This window comes from Burkholderia sp. HMSC10F09 (assembly GCF_001806955.1).
GTDB lineage: Bacteria > Pseudomonadota > Gammaproteobacteria > Burkholderiales > Burkholderiaceae > Burkholderia > Burkholderia multivorans.
Genome location: NZ_KV786529.1, coordinates 1 through 19,582, shown reverse-complemented (window position 1 = coordinate 19,582; position 19,582 = coordinate 1). Strand labels below are relative to the sequence as shown.

Sequence of the window (19,582 nt, the reverse complement as noted above, 5' to 3'; positions counted from 1 at the left end):
CGGTGGCGAACCCTGTTCGCCACCGCCCGCTTCGTTTCGTCTGCCGACGCGTCGTGTGCGCGCTTGCGTCCACGCTCGCGCGCCGTCAGCCGTCGTCGGCCTTCGCCTGCAGATCCTTCAAGCCCTGAATCACGACCAGCAGCGCACGCCCGTGCTCGTCGGAGCCGTCCCATGCGTCGACGATCGCGTCGCGCAGCAGATCGTTGTAGCGGCGGCGCGCAGGAGCGGTATCGAGGCCGTAGAAACTGCATAGCTTATTGAATGGCGCGCTGCGCCGCAGCCGCTGCCCCTTCGACAGCCTCAGACGCGACACCGTGGGCTGGCTGACGCCCGAAAGCCGCGCGATTTCGCTGGACGAGCGCGTATCCGCCAGCAGATGGCGCAACAGGTCTTGAACAGGAAAATCATTGTCCGGGGCTTCCATGCGATGCATTATACCTATACAGTTACGGTTGTTGAATGGGCTTGCTGTCTGCGGCGAGCGGCTGTATCCGAGAAAGTCGATGACACTGAAACACCTCCCTCCCACGTTCTGCTGGACGAAGATCGGTACCGAGTCCGGCGACGAACTGCCGACCGTCGTGCTCCGCAAGGAATGGGAGCGCAGGCTCGGCGGCGGGCGCTTTCTGTGGGGCATCAACCAGCCGCTCGGCAGCAGCGCGCAAGTCGCCGCGCATCGCACTGGTTCGCTGCTCGCGCTGTTTTCGCCGGTCGCATCGCGCTCGCGCAGCGGCGAGCGCAAGCGCGAGGACGCATTGCTGTGGAATGCGTGGATCGATGCGAGCGGGCAGGTGCGGCAGCTGCCGCCGCATGCGTTCATCGCGAGCCGTGCAACGCTGCCGTCGGGGCGCCGTCGCGAGCAGCACTACGCACTCGTCTGCATGTCGTCCACCGCGCTGACGGTCGGCACGCAGCTGCGCGTGTTTCCCGAGCATCTGCGCAGCGTGAGCACCGGCAAGCCGCTCGGCGCCGCGCAAGGCGCGGCCGTCGTCGACTGCGTCGGGCGCGCGAAGGAGCAAACGGGCAAGAGCTATCCGCTCGCGTTGTCGGTCGAACTCGAGGCGCCGTATTTCGTGCGGCTCGCGCAGCCGAGCGTGCTGAAGGCGCGCGATCTCGCGGAGGTCAACAAGGCGACGCGCGCGGGCGACTTCGAGCGTTTCGTCGAGCTCGTCGCGCGCTTGCGCGGCCGTTCGTCGACGGATGCGGTGCGCGGCTTCACGCGCGATCTGTTCGACGTGCCGCCGATCGAAACGGCCGCCGCGTACGTCGCGCCCGCGCATGTCGCGCGGTTGCGCACGCGGCCCGTGGCCGACCATGCGCGCGGGTTCACCGGCGATCTGTTCGATCTGTCGCCCGGCGAAGTGGCGGCGTTCGGCGCGCTCGCGCATCCGCGCGTCGGGCGCGCGTGACGCGCGCGTCGGCGGTGTTGCCGGCGCAAGAATTTGTTGCAATCTCGCCGTGGCGATTCGGCGAGCGCAGAGGGACAATCGGGTCGAAGCGCGTGGCGCGGTCGATGCGTCGGCATGCAGCCGACTGTCGGGCGCCGGCCCGCTTCGTCACGCAACCTAGGGAGAAGTGTCGATGTCGACCCACATCTGTTCACGAGAAGCCCGGGCCGCGCAACGCTTCGTCGAAGCGACCCGCAATGTCGATCAGGCATTTCGCGCAGTGCGCGGCGAGGGCGATGACGAAAACACGTCGATCGAGTATGCGGCCGCGATGTCGCGCCTCGATCGTGCACTCGACGAACTGGCGCGCGCGCAGGCGTTCTTCGATCACGTCGTGAGTGCGGACGCTGCGCGGCGCAACTGACGCGCGTATTTCTTCGATAGTCGGTGCGGCGTGGCACTGCGCGGTCTCGGTTGCACCGGGTCGATCGAATGCGTCGCGCTGCGTTCGGATTCCGCGTGTGAGCGGCGCGATCAGTGACGAAAGGCGTTTAATGTCGTGCGCGTGAAACGAGGCTGCGTTGCCGCGTCGCTTCGCAAGCGGTCGCGGCCGCATGCTATGCGATCGGGCGAACGCTCGCGATGAGTTTCCCGATCTGAACTGAATCGCTTGCGGCGAACGCCGAAATGCGTTCGACCGATCATTGCCGCATGATCGGCTCGTCATTCATTCCGTTGCCTCCCATCGAACTCGACAATCCACCCGTGCAACACCCGCACCGCGCGCGCAGTTCGCGATCGCAGGCGAGGCACTGTTCCCGTTTGCGAAGTCGGGCCTCGATTCGATGCTGCCGCGCGCCCGCGCATGCCGGCGATCGATCGCGCGAACCCGTCGCGCAGGCGGCCGTGCGCTACGCGAGCCGCAAATCCCACAACGCGTCGAGCACGTGTTGCGTCGCACGCTCGACGTGTCCGGCACGATGCGCGATGCCGAGCCGTCGCCACAGGCCGGGGCGCAGCGGACGCATCACGATACGCGCGTCGGCTAGCGGCGTCGCAGCCTCATGCGGCAACAGCGCCGCACCGTAACCGGCCGCCACCAGACTCTTGATCGCATCGTTGTAGTTCAGCTGAATGCGCGGCGCCGGATGGTGTCCGGCGGCCGCGAACCATTCGGCCGTCAGCCGTGACAGATGCGTCGTCGCATCGTTGAGAACGAGCGGCCGCGCAGCGAGCCATTCGGGCGTCACGCGCGCCGGACAGCGCCAATGCGCAGGCACGAACGCCATCACGGGATCGCGCCGCCACGGCTTGATCACGAGTCCGGCCACCGGCGGCTGCGGCAGTGCGACGAGCCCGACGTCGAGCGTGCCGTCCACGAGCCGCGACAGCGTTTCCTGCGAAGTCAGCACCGCGATCTGAACGTCGATCGCGGGATGGGGCGCGCGCAGCGCGTCGAGCGCCTGCGGCAGCAGATGCGCGATCACGCCGGTCGACGCGCCAAGGCGCACGCGTCCTTCGAGTCCCGCGACCTGACGCTGAACGTCGTCGAGCGCCTGCTCGGCGTCGGCGAGCAGGCGGCGCGCACGCTCGACCAGCACCGCACCGATCGACGTCGGCCCGACGTGCCCGCGCTTGCGCGACAGCAGCGGCGCGCCGATGCGCGCTTCGAGTTCGGCGATATGGAGGCTGACCGTCGGCGGCGCGAGGTGCAGCGCACGCGCCGCATCGGCAAACGAGCCGCGCTCGGCCACGGCGACCAACGTGCGCAGACGGTCCAGGCTGATCTCACGCATGGTGATGTCCCGATTCAAAAAAGTTGAATGTGTAGGTCATGAAATTCAACTTTTCCTATTCTAGACGGCCGCGCAACATAGGGGCTCGTTTTCAACCGTCACAACCCATAGTCAGCGGAGTCATCCACCATGAGCACGCCCGTAGTCTTCATCGACGGCGACCAAGGCACGACCGGCCTGCAGATTCACGACCGGCTGCGCGGCCGGACCGACATTCGCGTCTTCACGCTGCCCGCTGCCGAGCGCAAGGACCCGCGGCGCCGCGCGGAGGCGATCAACGGCTGCGACATCGCGATCCTCTGTTTGCCGGATGACGCCGCGCGCGAGGCCGTGAGCGCCATCGTCAATCCTGCCGTGCGCGTGGTCGATGCGAGCTCCGCGCATCGCACGCAGCCGGGCTGGACGTACGGATTTCCCGAAATGGCGCCGGCGCAGGCCGAGCAGATCGCGAACGCGCGGCGCGTCAGCAACCCGGGCTGCTATCCGACCGGCGCGGTCGGCCTGCTGCGTCCGCTCGTGGAAGCGCGGCTCATTCCCGCCGATTACCCGATCGCCATTCATGCGGTATCCGGCTACTCGGGACGCGGACGCGCGGGCGTGGAGGAACACGAAGGGCCGAGCGCCGCGAACGCGCGCGCCTATCAGGTGTACGGGCTGGCACTCGCGCACAAGCACGCACCGGAGATTCGACGGCACGCGACGCTGGCGCAGCGCCCGATCTTCGTGCCCGCATACGGCGCGTTCCGCCAGGGCATCGTGCTGACGGTGCCGATCGCGGTGCGCCTGCTGGCGCCCGGCGTCGACGGCCCCGCGTTGCACGCGTGCCTCGCACGTCACTATGCGCAGGCCGCGCACGTGCGCGTGCTGCCGCTGGAGGCATCGCGCGCGTCGACCCATCTGGACCCGCAGGCGCTGAACGGTACGAACGACATGCAGTTGAGCGTCTTTCACGACGCGGCGCAGGAGCAGGTGCTGCTCGCTGCGGTGTTCGACAATCTCGGCAAGGGCGCCTCGGGCGCCGCGGTTCAGAACCTGGACCTGATGCTCGCGCGGCAATAGCGGCCGGCCGGGCGTCTAGCGATCGATGCGCGACGGAGCGGCCAGCGTGTTGTCCGGATAGGCGGCCGCGCAGACGGCGCGCACTTCGTCGCGCAGCCAGCGGTGCGCCGGATCGTGATCGAGCCGAGGATGCCAGATCGCCGAAATGTTGAACGCGGGCAACGGCAGCGGCAGTGCGAACGACTGCACGCCGTTCGCGGCCGCGTAGTCGGGCATGAACGTATTGCCGAGACAGGAATGCGGGACGACGGCGAGCAGATCCGAATGACGGACGAGCTGCATCGCGCCGGTATAGGAGGGCACGACGATCGGCACGTTGCGCGGCACGCCGGTCGATTCGAGCTGGGCGTCGATCGGATTGTCCGCCTCGCCGGTACGCGAGATCGTCACGTGGTCGTACGCAAGCCATCGCTGCATGTCGATCTCGCCCGCGGCGAGCAGCGGATGGCCGATCCGGCACAGGCCGACGTAGCGATCCGTGAACAGCACACGCGTGCGGATTTCGGGCGCGGCGGTTTTCACGACGCCGATTTCCAGATCGACGAGCCCGTCGCGCAACGCTTGCGCATTCCAGTCCGGCTTCGGCACGAAGCGCAGCTGTACGCCGGGCGCCGCGCGGCGGACGCGGTTCGTCAACGCGGCACCGAGCAGATCGACGAAGCCTTCGCCCGCGCGCAACGTGAAGCGCTGCGCGAGCGTCGCGCTGTCGAACCGGTACGCGGCGCGGCTCAAGACCGATTCCGCTTCGCGCGCGAGGGCGGGAATGCGCCGGCTCAACTGCTCTGCGTAGGGCGTCAGCACGAGCGTTCGGCCCGCCTGCAGCAACAGGCGATCGCCCGTCAGCGCGCGCAGGCGCGCGAGCGTGCGGCTCGTCGCCGATACGCTCAGGTTCAGGCGGCGCGCCGCGCCGGTGACGCTGCGTTCGGTCAGCAACGCATCCAGCGCGGTCAGCAGGTTCAGGTCGACGCGTGACATGCGGCGAGCATAATCGAAAACGCCGCACGGATGGCGTGCAATGCAATCGACGATTGCACGCGGCGCGTCTGGTGCAAACCGGACGCGATCCCGACAATGCATGGTGCCGCTGTCGAAAAGGAGTAGCCCATGCCCGATACCTCTCGCCCTCGTCCCACGATCCTGCTCGTCGGCGCGTCGCGCGGCCTCGGTCACGCAATGGCGGCCGAGTTCCTGAAGCGTGGCTGGGACGTCGTAGGCACCGTGCGCGCGGATCGCGGACGCACGCCGCTGCACGCGCTCGCCGAGGCGTACCCGGACCGGCTGCGGATCGAAACGCTCGACATCACGCAGCCCGAGCAGATCCGCGCGCTGGCCGGGCGCCTGTCCGGTCGCGTCTTCGACATCCTGTTCGTCAATGCCGGGACGACGAATCCGGATCCGACGCAGACCATCGGCGAGGTGTCGACCGACGATTTCGTCGAACTGATGATCACGAACGCACTGAGCCCGATGCGCGTGGTCGAGACGCTGGCCGGCCTCGTGCCGCGCAACGGGTTGATCGGCATCATGTCGTCGGGGCAGGGCAGCATCGCCGACAACGAATCGGGCCAGCGCGAGCTCTATCGCGGCAGCAAGGCCGCGCTGAACCAGTTCATGCGCAGCTTCGCGGCGCGTCATGCGCAGACGCCGCTCGCGATGGTGCTGATCGCGCCCGGCTGGGTACGCACCGAGCTCGGCGGGCCGGACGCGCGGCTGTCGATCGACGAAAGCGTGCCGGGCGTCGTCGACGTGCTGCTCGCCAAACGCGGGCGCGCGGGGCTCGAATATCTCGACTATCGTGGTCGAACCGTGCGGTGGTGAGCGGCACGGTTTCCGCAGCGCGGACCGGGCACGCGTCGTCCGCAGCGACTGCGCTGCCCGTCATGCAGCGGCCGTGCACGGCCCCGCGATCGACGCCGCGCGTCGCGCCGCGTGCATCACGAGCGCCGCACGGCAGCCGCCGACGGATGCGCGTGCATCGCGTACCGGCCGCGCTCGAACGATGTCGCGAAGAAGCGCATCTGATAACGGATCGCCTGCGCCCAATAGTCCCACGTGTGGCCGCCCGCCCGCTCCGCATAGTCGTGCGGCACGCCCAGTGCGACGAGCCGTTCGTGCAGCGTGCGGTTCGAGCCGATGAACGCGTCGTCGCGCCCGCAGTCGATCGTCAGGTCGACATGCGTGTGCACGAATGCGCGGGCGCTTTCGACAATCGCGTTGCGGCTCCAGAACGACGGATGGCGGACCGGATCGCCGAACACATGGTCGATGCCCGGTTCGTCCTCGCAGTTGCGCGGGTCGACGGCGCCGCTGATGCTGCCGGCCGCGCCGAACGTATCGGGCCGGTCGAGCGCGATGCGCAGCGCGCCGAAGCCGCCCATGCTGAGGCCCGTGATCGCACGCGTGCGCCGCGTCGCCAGCGTGCGGAAATGCGCGTCGACGTAGGACACGACTTCGTCGCCGACGAAGGTTTCGTAGCGGCTGCCCGAATCGAACGGGCTGTCGATGTACCAGCTTTCGTGTCCGCCGTCGGGCATCACCAGAATCACGCGATAGCGGTCGGCGAGTTCGCCGATGCGCGTGTTCGCGGTCCAGTCGGTGTGGTCGCCCCCCGAGCCGTGCAGCAGATAGACGACCGGATAGCGTTCGACGCGGTGCGCACCGCCGCGCAGATAGTCGTCGGGCAGGACGACGGTCGCCGCGAGCGTCGCGCGCATCGCGGCGCTCGGAATCGCGACGGTGCGCGTATGAAACGCGCGTGCGGGGCCGGCCGCTGCGAGCAGCAGAAGCAGCCAGCACACGCGCATCAGCTTCATCGATCGTCGGACTCGTCGCACTTGTCGCATTCGTCGCGTTCACCGGAAAAGCGGGCATTCGGCATCCCGTGCCGAGCGACTCTAGCAACCGGGCCTTTCAACCGAATTTCGGCGAAACATACGGGTTGTCAGGTGCCGGCCAGCGACGTCGGCGGCATGCCGCCGAGACCACGTCCTACGGCTTGTGGCGCGCGTCGATCTCGTCGCGCAGCCGCGCTTCCTGCGCCTGCAGCTCGGGCGTGAACGCCGCGCCGAAGTCTTCCGCCTCGAATATCGGACGGATCTCGATCTCCGATTCGCCGGGCATCGGGTTCGGGCAGCGCTTCACCCATTCGACGGCTTCGTCCATCGATTTCACTTGCCACAGCCAGAACCCGGCGACGAGCTCCCTGGTTTCGGCGAACGGGCCGTCGATCACGGTCCGGCCTTCGCCGGCAAAGCGCACGCGCTTGCCGCGCGAGCTGGGATGGAGCCCTTCGCCGGCGAGCATCACGCCGGCCTTCACGAGCTCCTCGTTGAACCGTCCCATCGCGGTCAGCAGTTCGGTATCGGGCAGCGCCCCCGTTTCCGAATAGGCCGTGGCCTTCACGATCACCATGACGCGCATTGTCGTTTCTCCTTCGATATGAATGTGGATCGCATGCCGGCCGCGCGTGACGGCGGCTGCGGGCTTGCAATCACACGACGCACGACGCGTCGGGAAATCGACATCGACCGACAAAAAAGCGTGCGCGTCAGGCGCGCGCCCGGAACTGGTATGCTGACCGCCATTACGTCACGCCGGAGGGTGTCATGGCTGCGAAGGTAGTGTCGAAGAAGAAATATCTGAAGATTCTGAACAAGCGTCTGCGCGCGGCGCCCGATGCGCCGGCCGGCGCGTCGTTCGTGTTCTATCCGCCCGGCGCGAAGGCGAAGCACGCGACGGGCGTCGTCTCGAGCGAGCCATGTGCCGCGCATGAACTCGAGACGATGGCGGCGATTCAGCGCAAGGCGGCCGAGGAATTCATCGTCGCCGGCGCGTAAGCGGCGGCGGCGGCGGGCGTCGCGTACCGATCAGGCTGCGGTTGCTCGGTGCACGTTGCACGGCGTTTGTTGCACGACGCCCGTTGCACGACGCCTGTTGCACGACGCCCGTTGCACGGCGCCCGTTGCACGACGCCCGTTGCACGGCGCCTGTTGCACGACGCCCCGAAATCATGCATGGCGCCGGGTCCGCACGCCACACGCCGATCACGACACCTTGTCGGCCGTCGCCGGATACCGGCCGCCGGCACCGCCTTCGTCGCCCGACGCCAGCTCCTCGAGCGCGAGCCCCTTCGTTTCGATGCCGAGCGTCCAGACGGCGAGCGCCGCGGCGGCAAACGACAGCGCACCGAGCGTAAACACGCCGCCCTGCCCGAACACGGGCAGCACGACGCCGACGACGTACGGGCCGATCAGCGAGCCGATCCGGCCGATCGCCGAGGCGAAACCCGAGCCCGTCGCGCGCGCGCCGGTGCCGTACAGCTCGGGCGTATACGTGTACAGCGCGGCCCACATGCCGAACAGGAAGAACTGCATCGCGAGCCCGGTGCCGATCAGCAGCGCCATGCTGCCGCCGTACAGCGCGCTTTGTCCGTACGCGTACGCCATGATGCCGCCGCCGACGAGCGACGCGATGCAGGTCGGCTTGCGTCCCCAGCGCTCGACGAGCCACGCGGCGCACAGAAAGCCCGGCACGCCGCCGAGCGAGATCAGCACCGTATAGAACACCGATTTCGTGACTTCGAAGCCGGCCTGCTGCAGCAGCGCGCCGAGCCACGACGTGAGCCCGTAGAAGCCGAGCAGTGCGAAGAACCACAGCAGCCACACCATCGTCGTGCGGCGGCGATAGGCGCCGCTCCAGATCTCGCGCAGCGCGCCGCGCCCGCGCGCGGCAACCGGCTCGGCGAGCCGCGACGGCGGCGGCAGCGTCGCGACGCCGGCCGAGCGCATCACCTTCGCCTCGATCGTGCGCAGCACGGCGTCGGCTGCCTCGTGACGGCCCGCATGCTCGAGCCAGCGCGGCGATTCGGGCACGATGCGGCGCACGACGAGCACGAACACTGCGGGAATCGCGAGCAGCGCGAACACGGTGCGCCAGCCGAACTGCGGCAGCACGAAGTAGGCGACGATGCCGGCCGTAATGAAGCCGAGCGGCCAGAAGCCGTCCATCAACGCGATCAGGCGGCCGCGCTTCTCGGTCGGCACGAATTCGGACAGCAGCGTCTGCGCGACCGGAAACTCCATGCCCATCCCGATCCCGAGCAGCACGCGATAGACGATCAGCGCGTCGACGCTCTGTGCGGTCGAGCACAGATACGACGCGGCGCCCCACAGCACCATGCTCCACTGAAACACGGGCCGGCGGCCAAAGCGATCGGCGAGCAGGCCGGCGACGGCCGCGCCGAGCACCATCCCGACGAAGCTCGCGCTCGCGACGACGCCGGCGGCGGCCGTCGACAGCCCGAACTCCTTGCGGATCGAGCCGAGCACGAAGGTCATCGTGCCGAGGTCGACCGAATCGAAGAAGAACGCGATCGCGATGATGAAGAAGATCCGCTTGTGATAGCCGGAAAACGGCAGGCGTTCGAGCCGGGCGGCAGCGGAGGCGGGGGCAGTGGCGGCGGGCATGGCGTCCTCTGAAAGAAAGGAAGCCTCGAAGCGACGGGCTTCAAGGCTTCGAGCTTTCAGTAGACGCGACCACAAAAGGCCGCATTGGAGGAAAAGCGTCGTCGGCTTGAACAAATGCGTCATTGCTGCCGACGCGTGCGCGTTCAGTTTTTCAGCTTGTAGCCGGTGCGGAACATCCACGCGACGATCGCGAGCAGGATCACGAGGAACAGCGAGGTCGCGGCGAGGCTGATGCCGACGTGCACGTCCGCGAGCCCGTAGAACGACCAGCGAAAGCCGCTGACGAGATAGACGATCGGATTGAACAGCGTGATCACGCGCCACGCGGGCGGCAGCATGTCGACCGAATAGAAGCTGCCGCCGAGGAACGTGAGCGGCGTGATGATCAGCAGCGGCACGAGCTGCAGCTTCTCGAAGCTGTCGGCCCAGATGCCGATCACGAAGCCGAACAGGCTGAACGTGACGGACGTCAGCACGAGAAACAGCACCATCCAGAACGGATGCAGGATGTGCAGCGGCACGAACAGCGCGGCGGTCGCGAGGATGATCAGCCCGAGCAGGATCGACTTCGACGCGGCCGCGCCTACGTAGGCGGTCACGATTTCCCAATGCGACACGGGTGCCGACAGCACCTCGTAGATCGTGCCCGTGAAGCGCGGGAAGTAGATGCCGAACGACGCGTTCGAGATGCTTTGCGACAGCAGCGACAGCATCACGAGGCCCGGCACGATGAACGAGCCGTAGCCGATGCCGTTCACGTCGCTGATCCGCGAGCCGATCGCCGACCCGAACACGACGAAGTAGAGCGACGTCGAGATCACCGGCGCGATGATGCTCTGCATCAGCGTGCGGCGCGTGCGCGCCATTTCGGCGCGATAGATTGCGCGGATCGCGTGGAAGTTCATGTGCGCCATGATGGTTATGCCCGTTGTGCGCCGTTGCGGCGGTTGTCGATCAGGCTGACGAAGATGTCCTCGAGCGAGCTCTGCGTCGTGTGCAGGTCGCGAAACCCGATGCCGGCCGCGCCGAGCGCGGCGATCAGCGTCGCGATGCTCGCGTCGTCGCGCTGCGAATCGTACGTGTACACGAGTGCGGCGCCGCCTTCCGCGAGTTCGAGCCCGAACGGCGCGAGCGCGTCGGGCACGCTCGCGAGCGGATGCTCGAGCTGCACGGTCAGCTGCTTCTTGCCGAGCTTGCGCATCAGCTCGCGCTTCTCCTCGACGAGCACGAGTTCGCCGCCGAGGATGATGCCGATCCGGTCGGCCATTTCCTCCGCTTCCTCGATGTAGTGCGTGGTCAGCACGATCGTCACGCCGTCTTCGCGCAGCGTATCGACGAGCTTCCACATGTCGCGGCGCAGTTCGACGTCGACGCCGGCCGTCGGCTCGTCGAGGAACAGGATCCGCGGCTCGTGCGACAGCGCCTTCGCGATCATCACGCGGCGCTTCATCCCGCCGGACAGCGTGATCAGCTTGTTATTGCGCTTGTCCCACAGCGAGAGCGCCTTCAGCGTCTTCTCGATGTGCGCGGGGTCGGGCGCCTTGCCGAACAGGCCGCGGCTGAACGACACGGTCGCCCAGACGGTCTCGAACGCGTCGGTCGTCAGTTCCTGCGGTACGAGGCCGATCAGCTCGCGCGCGGCGCGATACGCGTCGCGGATGTCGTGGCCGCCGACGGTCACGCGGCCTTCGGTCGGCGTGACGATCCCGCAGACCGAGCCGATCAGCGTCGTCTTGCCGGCGCCGTTCGGACCCAGCAGCGCAAAGATTTCGCCGGGGCGGATGTCGAGCGTCACGTGCTTCAGGGCCTGGAAGCCGGACGCGTATGTTTTCGAGAGGTCGGAAATCGAGAGGATCGGTTGCATGCTCGCGGATGGCTGGCGGATCGCAGCGACGGCACGCGCGGCGCGTTCGCCCCACGGCCGGCACAAGGCAGCCGAACGCGGGCACGACGCGGCACACATGCGCGATGTCGATCGCACGGGGTGCGGAATCGCAGGATCGCCATCTTAGCAATCGGCAGATGTAAATGCATTTCCGTGGAAAGGGCGCCGCAGTTGTATCGGCGATTGGCGCAAAAGGCGCGCGCTGCGCGACATGTCCGGTCTATTTATTCGGAATGAGCGAACAATGGGCGGCGATTTGGGCCGATCGGGCCAAGTAACGCGCGGCGGAAGCGCGGGCAGTGCGGGCAGTGCGGGAAGCGCGGGAAGCGAACAACAGGACGCGCACCGCAACCTGCGGTGCGCGTCCGCCGACTCAGACCGTTTCCGGCTGACGCACGGCCTTCGCGACGTTGCGCGCCGGTGCGCCGTTCGCGACGAAGTACGGCACGTTCGCGCGCTCGAGCGGCTTGCGGCCGCGGATCTTGTCGGCGATCTTCTCGGCGATCATGATCGTCGGCGCGTTCAGGTTGCCGGTCGTGATGATCGGCATGATCGACGCATCGACGACGCGCAATCCTTCGAGCCCGTGCACGCGCCCTTCGTTGTCGACGACCGCCATGTCGTCGTAGCCCATCTTGCACGAGCACGACGGATGGAACGCGGTTTCGGCGCGGGCGCGCACGAACGCGTCGAGCTCCTTGTCGCTCTTCAGGTCGGCGCCCGGATTCAGCTCGCGGCCGCGATAGCGGTCGAGTGCCGGCTGCCGCATGATCTCGCGCGTCGCGCGGATTGCGTCGCGGAATTCGCGCCAGTCGAGCGCTTCGGCCATGTAGTTGAAGAGGATGCTCGGATGCGCGTTCGGATCGCGCGAGCGCAGCTTCACGCGGCCGCGGCTCGGCGAACGCATCGAACCGACGTGCGCCTGGAAGCCGTGCATCTCGATCGCGTTCGAGCCGTTGTAGTTGATCGCAACGGGCAGGAAGTGATACTGGATGTTCGGCCAGGGATCGTCGTCGCGCGTGCGGATGAAGCCGCCCGCCTCGAAGTGGTTGCTCGCGCCGAGGCCGGTGCCGTTCAGCATCCATTCGAGGCCGATCTTCGGCTGGTTCCACCACTTCAGCGCGGGATAGAGCGACACCGGCTCCTTGCATTCGTACTGGATGTACATCTCCAGATGGTCCTGCAGGTTCTGGCCGACGCCCGGCAGATCGAGCACGATCGGAATGTCGAGTTCCTTCAGCCAAGCGCCGGGGCCGACGCCCGAGCGCTGCAGCAGCTGCGGCGATGCGATCGCACCGCTGCACACGAGCACTTCGCGGCGCGCATGCGCGGTCGCGCGCTCGTTGCCGCGCAGATACGTGACGCCCGATGCGCGTTTGCCGTCGAACAGGATGCGATCGGCGAGCGCGTGCGTGACGATCTCGAGATTCGGCCGCGTCTTCGCCTGATCGAGGTAGCCGCGCGCTGTGCTCGCGCGGCGGCCCTTCGGCGTGACCGTGCGGTCCATCGGGCCGAAGCCTTCCTGCTGATAGCCGTTCAGATCCTCCGTGCGCGGATAGCCTGCCTGCACGCCGGCCTCGACCATCGCCTCGAACAGCGGATTCACGCCCGGCTTGCTGGTCGTCACCGACACGGGACCGTCGGCGCCGTGATAGTCGTTCGGCCCGATGTCGCGCGTCTCGGCCTTCTTGAAGTACGGCAGGCAGTCGAGATACGTCCAGTTCTCGAGGCCCTGGTGCGTCGCCCAGTTGTCGTAGTCGAGCGCGTTGCCGCGGATGTAGCACATCCCGTTGATCAGCGACGAGCCGCCGAGCCCCTTGCCGCGCCCGCATTCCATCCGGCGGTTGTCCATGTGCGGCTCGGGATCGGTCTCGTACGCCCAGTTGTAGCGACGGCCCTGCAGCGGATAGGCAAGCGCCGCCGGCATCTGCGTGCGGAAGTCGAAGCGGTAGTCGGGGCCGCCTGCTTCGAGCAGCAGCACCGTCACATTCGGATCTTCCGTCAGGCGCGTCGCGAGCACGTTGCCCGCGGAGCCCGCGCCGCAGATGATGTAGTCGTATTCGCGTGTCGTCATGACGGTTGAACTCCTTGAGGACTCAAAATACCGGGTTGTAGCGGCCGAGCTCGACCTGCACCGACTTGATCCGAGTGTAGTGTTCGAGCGTCGTGATGCCGTTCTCGCGTCCGACACCGGATTGCTTGTAACCGCCAACCGGCATTTCGGCCGGCGATTCGCCCCACGTGTTGATCCAGCAGATGCCGGCTTCGAGTCGGTGGATCGTGCGGTGCGCGCGCGACAGGTTCTCGGTCACGACCCCGGCCGCGAGCCCGTAGTGCGTGTCGTTGGCACGCGCGATCACTTCGTCCTCCGATTCGAAATCGAGCAGGCTCATCACGGGCCCGAAGATTTCCTCGCGCACGATCTTCATGTCGTCGCGGCAGTCGCCGAACACGGTCGGCGCGACGTACTGCCCGTTCGCGAAATGGCCCTCGGTCAGCCGCGTGCCGCCCGCGAGCAGCTTCGCGCCTTCGGCCTTGCCGCTTTCGATGAAGCCGAGCACCTTGTCGAGCTGCGCGGCCGACACGAGCGGGCCGAAGTTCGTATCGGCATCGGTCGGCTTGCCGACGCGGATGCGCTTCACGCGCTCGAGCACCTTCTGCGTGAAGGCGTCCTTGATCGAGCGGTGCACGAATACGCGCGTGCCGTTCGTGCAGACCTGCCCGGAGCTGAAGAAATTCGCGGTGACGGCGATGTCGGCGGCGCGATCGAGATCGGCGTCGTCGAACACGATCAGCGGCGACTTGCCGCCGAGCTCCATCGTCACTTCCTTCAGCGACGACGCACCCGCGAGCGACATCACCTTCTTGCCCGTTTCGACGCCGCCGGTGAACGACACCTTCGCGATGTCCGGATGGCCGGTCAGCAGCGCGCCGACCGAGCCGTCGCCCTGCACGACGTTGAACACGCCGGCCGGCACGCCGGCTTCGGTGTAGATCTCGGCGAGCTTCAGCGCGCTCAGCGGCGTGACTTCGCTCGGCTTGAACACCATCGCATTGCCGGCCGCGAGCGCGGGCGCCGTCTTCCAGCAGGCGATCTGGATCGGGTAGTTCCATGCGCCGATGCCCGCGCACACGCCGAGCGGCTCGCGGCGCGTGTAGACGAACGACTCGGCGCGCAGCGGCACCTGCAGCCCTTCGATCGCGGTCGCGAGGCCCGCGTAGTACTCGATCACGTCCGCGCCGGTGACGATGTCGACTGCGAGCGTCTCGGCGATCGGCTTGCCGGTGTCGCGCGTTTCGAGCGCCGCGAGTTCGTCGTTGCGCTCGCGCAGCAGCTCGACCGCACGGCGCAGGATCCGCGAGCGCTGCATCGCGGTCATCGCGGCCCATTCGCGCTGGCCTTCGCGTGCGGACGCGACCGCGCGGTCGACGTCGGCCGCGCTCGCCTGCTGGACCTGCGCGAGCAATTCGCCGGTGGCCGGATCGAACGTGTCGAAAGTCTTGCCGCTCGTCGCGTCGACGTAACCGCCGCCGATGTAGAGCCGCTGCAAACCGTATACGGACATGAGGATCTCCTTGAAGGCGCCTGCCGCGCGTCAGTCGGACGCGAGCAGCAGGTCGATGTAGTCGTGGGCAAGCTTCAGCGCCGCCCGGGTGTCGATCGGGCCGCCGGCGAGCGCGCCGCGCAGCCACAGGCCGTCGATCAGCGCGGCCAGGCCGCTGGCCGCCTCGCGCGCCTTGGCGCGCGGCAGCGCTTTCGCGAACTCGGCGCACAGGTTGGAATGCAGGCGCCGCGTGTTCACGTGCTGCAGGCGCTTGAGCATCGGGTCGTGCATGCTCTGCGACCAGAACGCGAGCCAGGTCTTCATCACCGGCGCGGCGATCTGCGTATCGTCGAAGTTCGCGGCGACGATCGCGCGCAGCCGCGAGCGCGGATCCTTGCGCGCGGCCGTGCGGCGGCGCGTGGTGGCCGACCACAGATCGCGCAGCACGTGCCGCATCGTCGCTTCGAGCAGCCCGTCCTTGTCGCCGAAGTAGTGGCTGACGATGCCGGTCGAGATGTTCGCGCGCTGCGCGACCGATGCGAGCGTCGTGCCGGGCAGCCCCGCCTCGTCGATCGAGCGCAGCGTCGCGTCGATCAACTGCGCACGGCGGATCTCCCGCATTCCGACTTTCGGCATCGTCACTCCTGTCGCCCGCGCGGGCCTCGATGGAAAGTCCGCAGCTTAGCGGTTTTTTATTGATCGTTCAATCAACAAAAAAGCGGGGTCGGAGGCAACGATCGGCGCGGTGGCCGCGCCTTCGTGCCGCGCGTTCATGCGTTGCGCGGCCCGACTTTCGTGTTTCCGCCATCGATGTCGGCGGCGATCAAACGCATGTCGCGTTTGAGACATCGGCGCCCCGGCCTCCCGGACTACTCTCGGACAGCACGTCGCGCGTGTTCGGCAACCGCCGCAGCGCAGCGGCGCCATCCAACGAGACATGGAGACAATACGATGAGCAGCAATCGAGGTGTCGTCTATCTTGGGCCGGGCAAGGTCGAGGTGCAGAAGATCGATTATCCGAAGATGGTCGACCCGAGCGGCCGCGCAATCGGACACGGCGTGATCCTGAAGGTCGTCAGCACGAACATCTGCGGCTCGGACCAGCACATGGTGCGCGGCCGCACGACGGCGCCGGTCGGTCTCGTGCTCGGTCACGAGATCACGGGCGAGGTCGTCGAGGTCGGCCGCGACGTCGAGACGCTGAAGATCGGCGATCTCGTGTCGGTGCCGTTCAACGTCGCGTGCGGCCGCTGCGCGATGTGCAAGGAAACGCATACGGGCGTGTGCCTGAACGTGAACCCGTCGCGCGCGGGCGGCGCGTACGGCTACGTCGACATGGGCGGCTGGATCGGCGGCCAGGCCGAGTACGTGCTCGTGCCGTATGCGGACTTCAACCTGCTGAAATTCCCGGACCGCGATCAGGCGATGGCGAAGATCCGCGATCTGACCTGCCTCTCCGACATTCTGCCGACCGGTTATCACGGCGCGGTCAGCGCCGGCGTGAAGCCGGGCTCGACGGTCTACATCGCGGGCGCGGGCCCGGTCGGGATGGCGGCGGCGGCGTCGGCGCGCCTGCTCGGCGCGGCGGTGACGATCGTCGGCGACATGAACGCGGAACGCCTCGCGCATGCGAAGGCGATGGGCTTCGAGACGGTCGACCTGTCGAAGGACGCGACGCTCGGCGAACAGATCGCGCAGATCCTCGGCAAGCCGGAGATCGACTGCGCGGTCGACTGCGTCGGCTTCGAGGCGCACGGCCACGGCTCGTCGGGCCATGCGGAGGAAGCGCCCGCGACGGTGCTGAACTCGCTGATGGAAATCACGCGGCCGGCCGGCGCGATCGGCATTCCGGGCCTGTACGTGACGGACGATCCGGGCGCGCAGGACAAGGCCGCGCAGCACGGCAGCCTGAGCATCCGCTTCGGTCTCGGCTGGGCGAAGTCGCATTCGTTCTTCACGGGCCAGACGCCGGTGCTGAAGTACAACCGCAACCTGATGCAGGCGATCCTGTACGACCGCCTGCCGATCGCGAAGATCGTCAACGTGACGGTGATCTCGCTCGACGACGCGCCCGAAGGCTACAAGAAGTTCGACGGCGGCGCGCCGCGCAAATTCGTGATCGATCCGCACGGGCTGCTCGCGGCCTGACGCGCAGCGCACGCACCCACGACGCGGGCGGCGCCGGAAACGGGCCGCCCGTTTGTTCTGTGGCGGCCGCTTCGCGGCGCGGCCGTGCGTTTTTCCGCGCGCCATCGCGCGTGCGATTGCTGCGATAATCGACGCCCAGTTCCCGAACCTTCTCGCGGCAGCCCGCAGCCGTTACCCGGATGGCCAAGTCGATTCCCCTCGCAGCGCTGCACACGTTCGTCGAAGTCGCGCGCTGCGGCAGCATGAAGCAGGCGGCCGATCTGCTCTGCCTGTCGCCCGGCGCGGTCAGCCAGCACGTGCGCCATCTCGAGGATCGCCTCGCGGTGCGGCTGTTCGAACGCAACGGCCGCGAACTCGAACTGACCGGCACCGGCCGCGCACTGTTCGACGCGCTCGCCGGCGGTTTCCGCGAAATCGAAAGCGCGTGGGCCAACCTGCACGGCGCGAACCGGCGCGTGGTGCGCCTGACCGTGACGACGACCGCGTCGTTCGCGAACACCTGGCTCGTCCAGCGTCTCGGCGCGTTCAACGCGCACTATCCGGAAATCGAAATCACGATCGACACGCGGCCGCAACTGGTCGACCTGCGCCGCGACTACGTCGACATCGCGATCCGGCACGGGCTCGGCCGCTATCCGGGGCACGCGTCGTTCCGCATCTGGACGCCCGAGCTGTGGCCGGTATGCAGCCCGCAACTGCTCGATCGGGCGCGGCCGATCGCGCAGCCGGCCGACTGTCTCGCGTATCCGCTGCTGCAGGACGCGGACCGCGCGGACTGGGTGCTGTGGCTGCGCGCGCAGGGCATCGAGGATCCGCGCGCGCAGCGCGGCGCGAGCTTCAGCGACGACGCGCTGCTGATCAAGGCCGCCGTCGCGTCGCAGGGCATCGCGCTCGTGCGCGACATCTATGCGCGCGACGAAATCGCGGCCGGGCGCCTCGTACGCGTGCTCGCGCGGCCGTGGCCGACCGAGCTGTCGTATTACGTCGTCTGCAACGAAGCGCGGCGCGACGAGTGGAAGATCGTGGCGTTTCGCGACTGGCTCGCGCGCGAAATCGGCGACGGCGCCGGCGAGCCGGCAGGCCGCGATACGCGCGACACGCTAGCGCCGTGACGCGCGCGCGGCCGCGGTCGCGAACCCATTCAGCTTGCCGGTCGCGAGCGCGGTGCCGAGCAGGATGATCGCGCAGCCGGCGAGCGTCTGCGCGGTGATCGTCTCGTGCAGAAACACCGCGCCCCACACGACGCCGAACACTGGAATCAGGAACGTGACCGACGCCGCATACTGCGCGCCCGCGTTGCGGATCAAGCGGAAATACAGCAGATACGCGATCGCGGTGCAGACCGCGCCGAGCAGCACGACCGCGATCCAGGCGGACGCGTGAACGTCGCCGCGCGGCCATAGCGGCGCCGCGAGCGGCGCGAGCACGATGGCGGCGAACAGCTGGCTGCCGAAGGCTGACACGAACGGCCGCACGTTCGCGAGCTTGCGCTTCGAGTAATGGGCGGCGAAGCCGTACGACAGCGTCGCGAGCATCGCGGCCGCGATCGCGCCCGGCGTGCCGGCCGCGCCGGCGCCGACCGCCGAACCGGCGAGCACGACCACGCCGGCGAAACCGACCGCGAGCCCGAGCGTCTGCGGTTTCGTCAAAGGCGTGCGCAGCCAGACGTAGGCGACGAGCGCGGTCCACAACGGCGTCGTCGCGTTCAGGATCGAATCGGTGCCGGCCGTGACGAACAGCGCCGCATACGTCAGCAGACAGAACGGCAGCGCCGAATTCGCGACGCCGACGACGAACAGCGGCACCGCATGCGTGCGGAATTCGCGCCGTGCGCTCGCGTCGCGCAGCACCGGCGACAGCAGCACGGCGGCGATCGCGACGCGCAGCGCGATCAGCGGGATCACGCCGAATTCGGGCGCGCCCATGCGCATGAACAGAAACGACGCGCCCCAGATAGCCGCGAGGGTGACGAGCTGCAATGCATTCATCGAACGGACTCCGTGGATGGTTCGGACAGCCGGCCGGCACGCTCGCGCGCCGGCCGGCCGAGAGACCTATTGAACGTCACGGAGTGCGCGCCGCACAAACGACGTTTTGCAGCCCACGGTTTAGAAAAATGAATCGGCCGGCGCGCACGCCGGCCGAGACGCGCGACGCACGCGGCGCTCAGTGGCCGCGGTAGAGCAGCGCCATTTGCTCCTCGGTCGCCGCCGCGCGCCGTACGTGGCGCACGTGTGTGCCGACGCGGCGGACCGCCCGCGCGCGATGCGCGGAGTCGCGGCCGCCGTGCCAGACG

The 19,582-nt window shown here is 67.9% G+C and carries 19 protein-coding genes; 7 read left to right on the top strand and 12 right to left on the bottom strand.

Annotated features, from left to right (window positions below):
- Nucleotides 1–85: 85 nt before the first annotated feature.
- Entirely contained in the window at nt 86–424 is a 339-nt protein-coding gene (locus HMPREF3115_RS02680; protein ID WP_006396323.1) for a helix-turn-helix domain-containing protein, read from the bottom strand.
- A gap of 79 nt (nt 425–503) precedes the next feature.
- Between HMPREF3115_RS02680 and HMPREF3115_RS02675 the strand changes: the two genes are divergently transcribed.
- A complete protein-coding gene (locus tag HMPREF3115_RS02675; RefSeq protein WP_070553358.1) occupies nt 504–1,409 on the top strand; it encodes a hypothetical protein in 906 nt (301 codons plus the stop codon).
- Between the two features lie 172 nt (nt 1,410–1,581).
- On the top strand, nt 1,582–1,812 hold the full coding sequence (locus HMPREF3115_RS32150) for a hypothetical protein (RefSeq protein ID WP_006396325.1): 231 nt from the start codon (nt 1,582–1,584) through the stop codon (nt 1,810–1,812).
- Nucleotides 1,813–2,299: 487 nt separating this feature from the next.
- On the opposite strand, the gene HMPREF3115_RS02665 is transcribed toward HMPREF3115_RS32150, so the two are convergent.
- Nucleotides 2,300–3,184, bottom strand: coding sequence for a LysR family transcriptional regulator (locus HMPREF3115_RS02665; RefSeq protein ID WP_006410873.1), 885 nt, complete (start codon nt 3,182–3,184; stop codon nt 2,300–2,302).
- A 129-nt stretch (nt 3,185–3,313) separates the two neighbouring features.
- On the opposite strand from HMPREF3115_RS02665, the gene argC reads away from it, so the two are divergent.
- The gene (gene argC, locus HMPREF3115_RS02660; protein WP_069220876.1) at nt 3,314–4,243 is read left to right on the top strand and encodes an N-acetyl-gamma-glutamyl-phosphate reductase; all 930 of its coding nucleotides are present in this window, start codon (nt 3,314–3,316) and stop codon (nt 4,241–4,243) included.
- A 15-nt stretch (nt 4,244–4,258) separates the two neighbouring features.
- Here argC and HMPREF3115_RS02655 read toward each other — a convergent pair whose 3' ends face one another.
- On the bottom strand, nt 4,259–5,218 hold the full coding sequence (locus HMPREF3115_RS02655) for a LysR family transcriptional regulator (protein WP_065496068.1): 960 nt from the start codon (nt 5,216–5,218) through the stop codon (nt 4,259–4,261).
- A 129-nt stretch (nt 5,219–5,347) separates the two neighbouring features.
- On the opposite strand from HMPREF3115_RS02655, the gene HMPREF3115_RS02650 reads away from it, so the two are divergent.
- Nucleotides 5,348–6,061 carry an SDR family NAD(P)-dependent oxidoreductase gene (locus tag HMPREF3115_RS02650; RefSeq protein ID WP_070553357.1) on the top strand — a complete coding sequence of 238 codons (714 nt, stop codon included), beginning with the start codon at nt 5,348–5,350 and terminating at the stop codon, nt 6,059–6,061.
- Nucleotides 6,062–6,177: 116 nt separating this feature from the next.
- Here the strand turns inward: HMPREF3115_RS02650 and HMPREF3115_RS02645 are convergent, their stop codons facing one another.
- Nucleotides 6,178–7,056, bottom strand: a complete 879-nt coding sequence (locus tag HMPREF3115_RS02645; RefSeq protein ID WP_070553356.1) for an alpha/beta hydrolase — start codon at nt 7,054–7,056, stop codon at nt 6,178–6,180.
- 175 nt (nt 7,057–7,231) lie between these two features.
- Entirely contained in the window at nt 7,232–7,663 is a 432-nt protein-coding gene (locus HMPREF3115_RS02640) for a YciI family protein (RefSeq protein ID WP_006410874.1), read from the bottom strand.
- A gap of 185 nt (nt 7,664–7,848) precedes the next feature.
- Between HMPREF3115_RS02640 and HMPREF3115_RS02635 the strand changes: the two genes are divergently transcribed.
- Entirely contained in the window at nt 7,849–8,079 is a 231-nt protein-coding gene (locus tag HMPREF3115_RS02635) for a hypothetical protein (RefSeq protein ID WP_069220879.1), read from the top strand.
- A gap of 207 nt (nt 8,080–8,286) precedes the next feature.
- Here the strand turns inward: HMPREF3115_RS02635 and HMPREF3115_RS02630 are convergent, their stop codons facing one another.
- The 6 genes from HMPREF3115_RS02630 to betI all read right to left on the bottom strand — a co-directional run bounded on the left by HMPREF3115_RS02630 (nt 8,287) and on the right by betI (nt 15,774).
- Entirely contained in the window at nt 8,287–9,708 is a 1,422-nt protein-coding gene (locus tag HMPREF3115_RS02630) for an MFS transporter (protein ID WP_006406012.1), read from the bottom strand.
- A gap of 143 nt (nt 9,709–9,851) precedes the next feature.
- Nucleotides 9,852–10,622 (bottom strand): ABC transporter permease, encoded by a 771-nt coding sequence (locus tag HMPREF3115_RS02625; RefSeq protein ID WP_006396342.1) that lies wholly within the window; start codon nt 10,620–10,622, stop codon nt 9,852–9,854.
- Between the two features lie 5 nt (nt 10,623–10,627).
- Complete coding sequence (locus HMPREF3115_RS02620; protein ID WP_006406013.1) at nt 10,628–11,572, bottom strand: ABC transporter ATP-binding protein; 945 nt, start codon at nt 11,570–11,572, stop codon at nt 10,628–10,630.
- 394 nt (nt 11,573–11,966) lie between these two features.
- Nucleotides 11,967–13,667, bottom strand: a complete 1,701-nt coding sequence (gene betA, locus HMPREF3115_RS02615) for a choline dehydrogenase (protein ID WP_070553355.1) — start codon at nt 13,665–13,667, stop codon at nt 11,967–11,969.
- Between the two features lie 22 nt (nt 13,668–13,689).
- Nucleotides 13,690–15,159: a betaine-aldehyde dehydrogenase gene (betB, locus tag HMPREF3115_RS02610; RefSeq protein WP_053298241.1), complete on the bottom strand. Its 1,470-nt coding sequence runs from the start codon at nt 15,157–15,159 to the stop codon at nt 13,690–13,692.
- Nucleotides 15,160–15,189: 30 nt separating this feature from the next.
- A complete protein-coding gene (gene betI / locus HMPREF3115_RS02605) occupies nt 15,190–15,774 on the bottom strand; it encodes a transcriptional regulator BetI (protein WP_006396347.1) in 585 nt (194 codons plus the stop codon).
- A gap of 315 nt (nt 15,775–16,089) precedes the next feature.
- Between betI and fdhA the strand changes: the two genes are divergently transcribed.
- Both fdhA and HMPREF3115_RS02595 read left to right on the top strand, forming a co-directional pair.
- Nucleotides 16,090–17,286 carry a formaldehyde dehydrogenase, glutathione-independent gene (gene fdhA / locus HMPREF3115_RS02600; protein WP_006396349.1) on the top strand — a complete coding sequence of 399 codons (1,197 nt, stop codon included), beginning with the start codon at nt 16,090–16,092 and terminating at the stop codon, nt 17,284–17,286.
- A 179-nt stretch (nt 17,287–17,465) separates the two neighbouring features.
- Nucleotides 17,466–18,398 (top strand): LysR substrate-binding domain-containing protein, encoded by a 933-nt coding sequence (locus HMPREF3115_RS02595; RefSeq protein WP_070553354.1) that lies wholly within the window; start codon nt 17,466–17,468, stop codon nt 18,396–18,398.
- On the opposite strand, the gene HMPREF3115_RS02590 is transcribed toward HMPREF3115_RS02595, so the two are convergent.
- Nucleotides 18,387–19,274 (bottom strand): DMT family transporter, encoded by an 888-nt coding sequence (locus HMPREF3115_RS02590; protein WP_006410870.1) that lies wholly within the window; start codon nt 19,272–19,274, stop codon nt 18,387–18,389. The genes HMPREF3115_RS02595 and HMPREF3115_RS02590 overlap by 12 nt on opposite strands.
- Nucleotides 19,275–19,582 lie beyond the last annotated feature (308 nt).

What these genes read in the sequence shown, in the direction of transcription:
- HMPREF3115_RS02665 (WP_006410873.1), bottom strand. Translation starts at nt 3,184, where the DNA reads ATGCGTGAGATCAGCCTGGACCGTCTGCGCACGTTGGTCGCCGTGGCC.
- argC (WP_069220876.1), top strand. Translation starts at nt 3,314, where the DNA reads ATGAGCACGCCCGTAGTCTTCATCGACGGCGACCAAGGCACGACCGGC.
- HMPREF3115_RS02625 (WP_006396342.1), bottom strand. Translation starts at nt 10,622, where the DNA reads ATGGCGCACATGAACTTCCACGCGATCCGCGCAATCTATCGCGCCGAA.
- HMPREF3115_RS02650 (WP_070553357.1), top strand. Translation starts at nt 5,348, where the DNA reads ATGCCCGATACCTCTCGCCCTCGTCCCACGATCCTGCTCGTCGGCGCG.
- HMPREF3115_RS02590 (WP_006410870.1), bottom strand. Translation starts at nt 19,274, where the DNA reads ATGAATGCATTGCAGCTCGTCACCCTCGCGGCTATCTGGGGCGCGTCG.
- HMPREF3115_RS02620 (WP_006406013.1), bottom strand. Translation starts at nt 11,572, where the DNA reads ATGCAACCGATCCTCTCGATTTCCGACCTCTCGAAAACATACGCGTCC.
- HMPREF3115_RS02680 (WP_006396323.1), bottom strand. Translation starts at nt 424, where the DNA reads ATGGAAGCCCCGGACAATGATTTTCCTGTTCAAGACCTGTTGCGCCAT.
- HMPREF3115_RS02635 (WP_069220879.1), top strand. Translation starts at nt 7,849, where the DNA reads ATGGCTGCGAAGGTAGTGTCGAAGAAGAAATATCTGAAGATTCTGAAC.
- betB (WP_053298241.1), bottom strand. Translation starts at nt 15,159, where the DNA reads ATGTCCGTATACGGTTTGCAGCGGCTCTACATCGGCGGCGGTTACGTC.
- HMPREF3115_RS32150 (WP_006396325.1), top strand. Translation starts at nt 1,582, where the DNA reads ATGTCGACCCACATCTGTTCACGAGAAGCCCGGGCCGCGCAACGCTTC.
- HMPREF3115_RS02640 (WP_006410874.1), bottom strand. Translation starts at nt 7,663, where the DNA reads ATGCGCGTCATGGTGATCGTGAAGGCCACGGCCTATTCGGAAACGGGG.
- betI (WP_006396347.1), bottom strand. Translation starts at nt 15,774, where the DNA reads ATGCCGAAAGTCGGAATGCGGGAGATCCGCCGTGCGCAGTTGATCGAC.
- fdhA (WP_006396349.1), top strand. Translation starts at nt 16,090, where the DNA reads ATGAGCAGCAATCGAGGTGTCGTCTATCTTGGGCCGGGCAAGGTCGAG.
- betA (WP_070553355.1), bottom strand. Translation starts at nt 13,667, where the DNA reads ATGACGACACGCGAATACGACTACATCATCTGCGGCGCGGGCTCCGCG.
- HMPREF3115_RS02675 (WP_070553358.1), top strand. Translation starts at nt 504, where the DNA reads ATGACACTGAAACACCTCCCTCCCACGTTCTGCTGGACGAAGATCGGT.
- HMPREF3115_RS02645 (WP_070553356.1), bottom strand. Translation starts at nt 7,056, where the DNA reads ATGAAGCTGATGCGCGTGTGCTGGCTGCTTCTGCTGCTCGCAGCGGCC.
- HMPREF3115_RS02630 (WP_006406012.1), bottom strand. Translation starts at nt 9,708, where the DNA reads ATGCCCGCCGCCACTGCCCCCGCCTCCGCTGCCGCCCGGCTCGAACGC.
- HMPREF3115_RS02655 (WP_065496068.1), bottom strand. Translation starts at nt 5,218, where the DNA reads ATGTCACGCGTCGACCTGAACCTGCTGACCGCGCTGGATGCGTTGCTG.
- HMPREF3115_RS02595 (WP_070553354.1), top strand. Translation starts at nt 17,466, where the DNA reads ATGGCCAAGTCGATTCCCCTCGCAGCGCTGCACACGTTCGTCGAAGTC.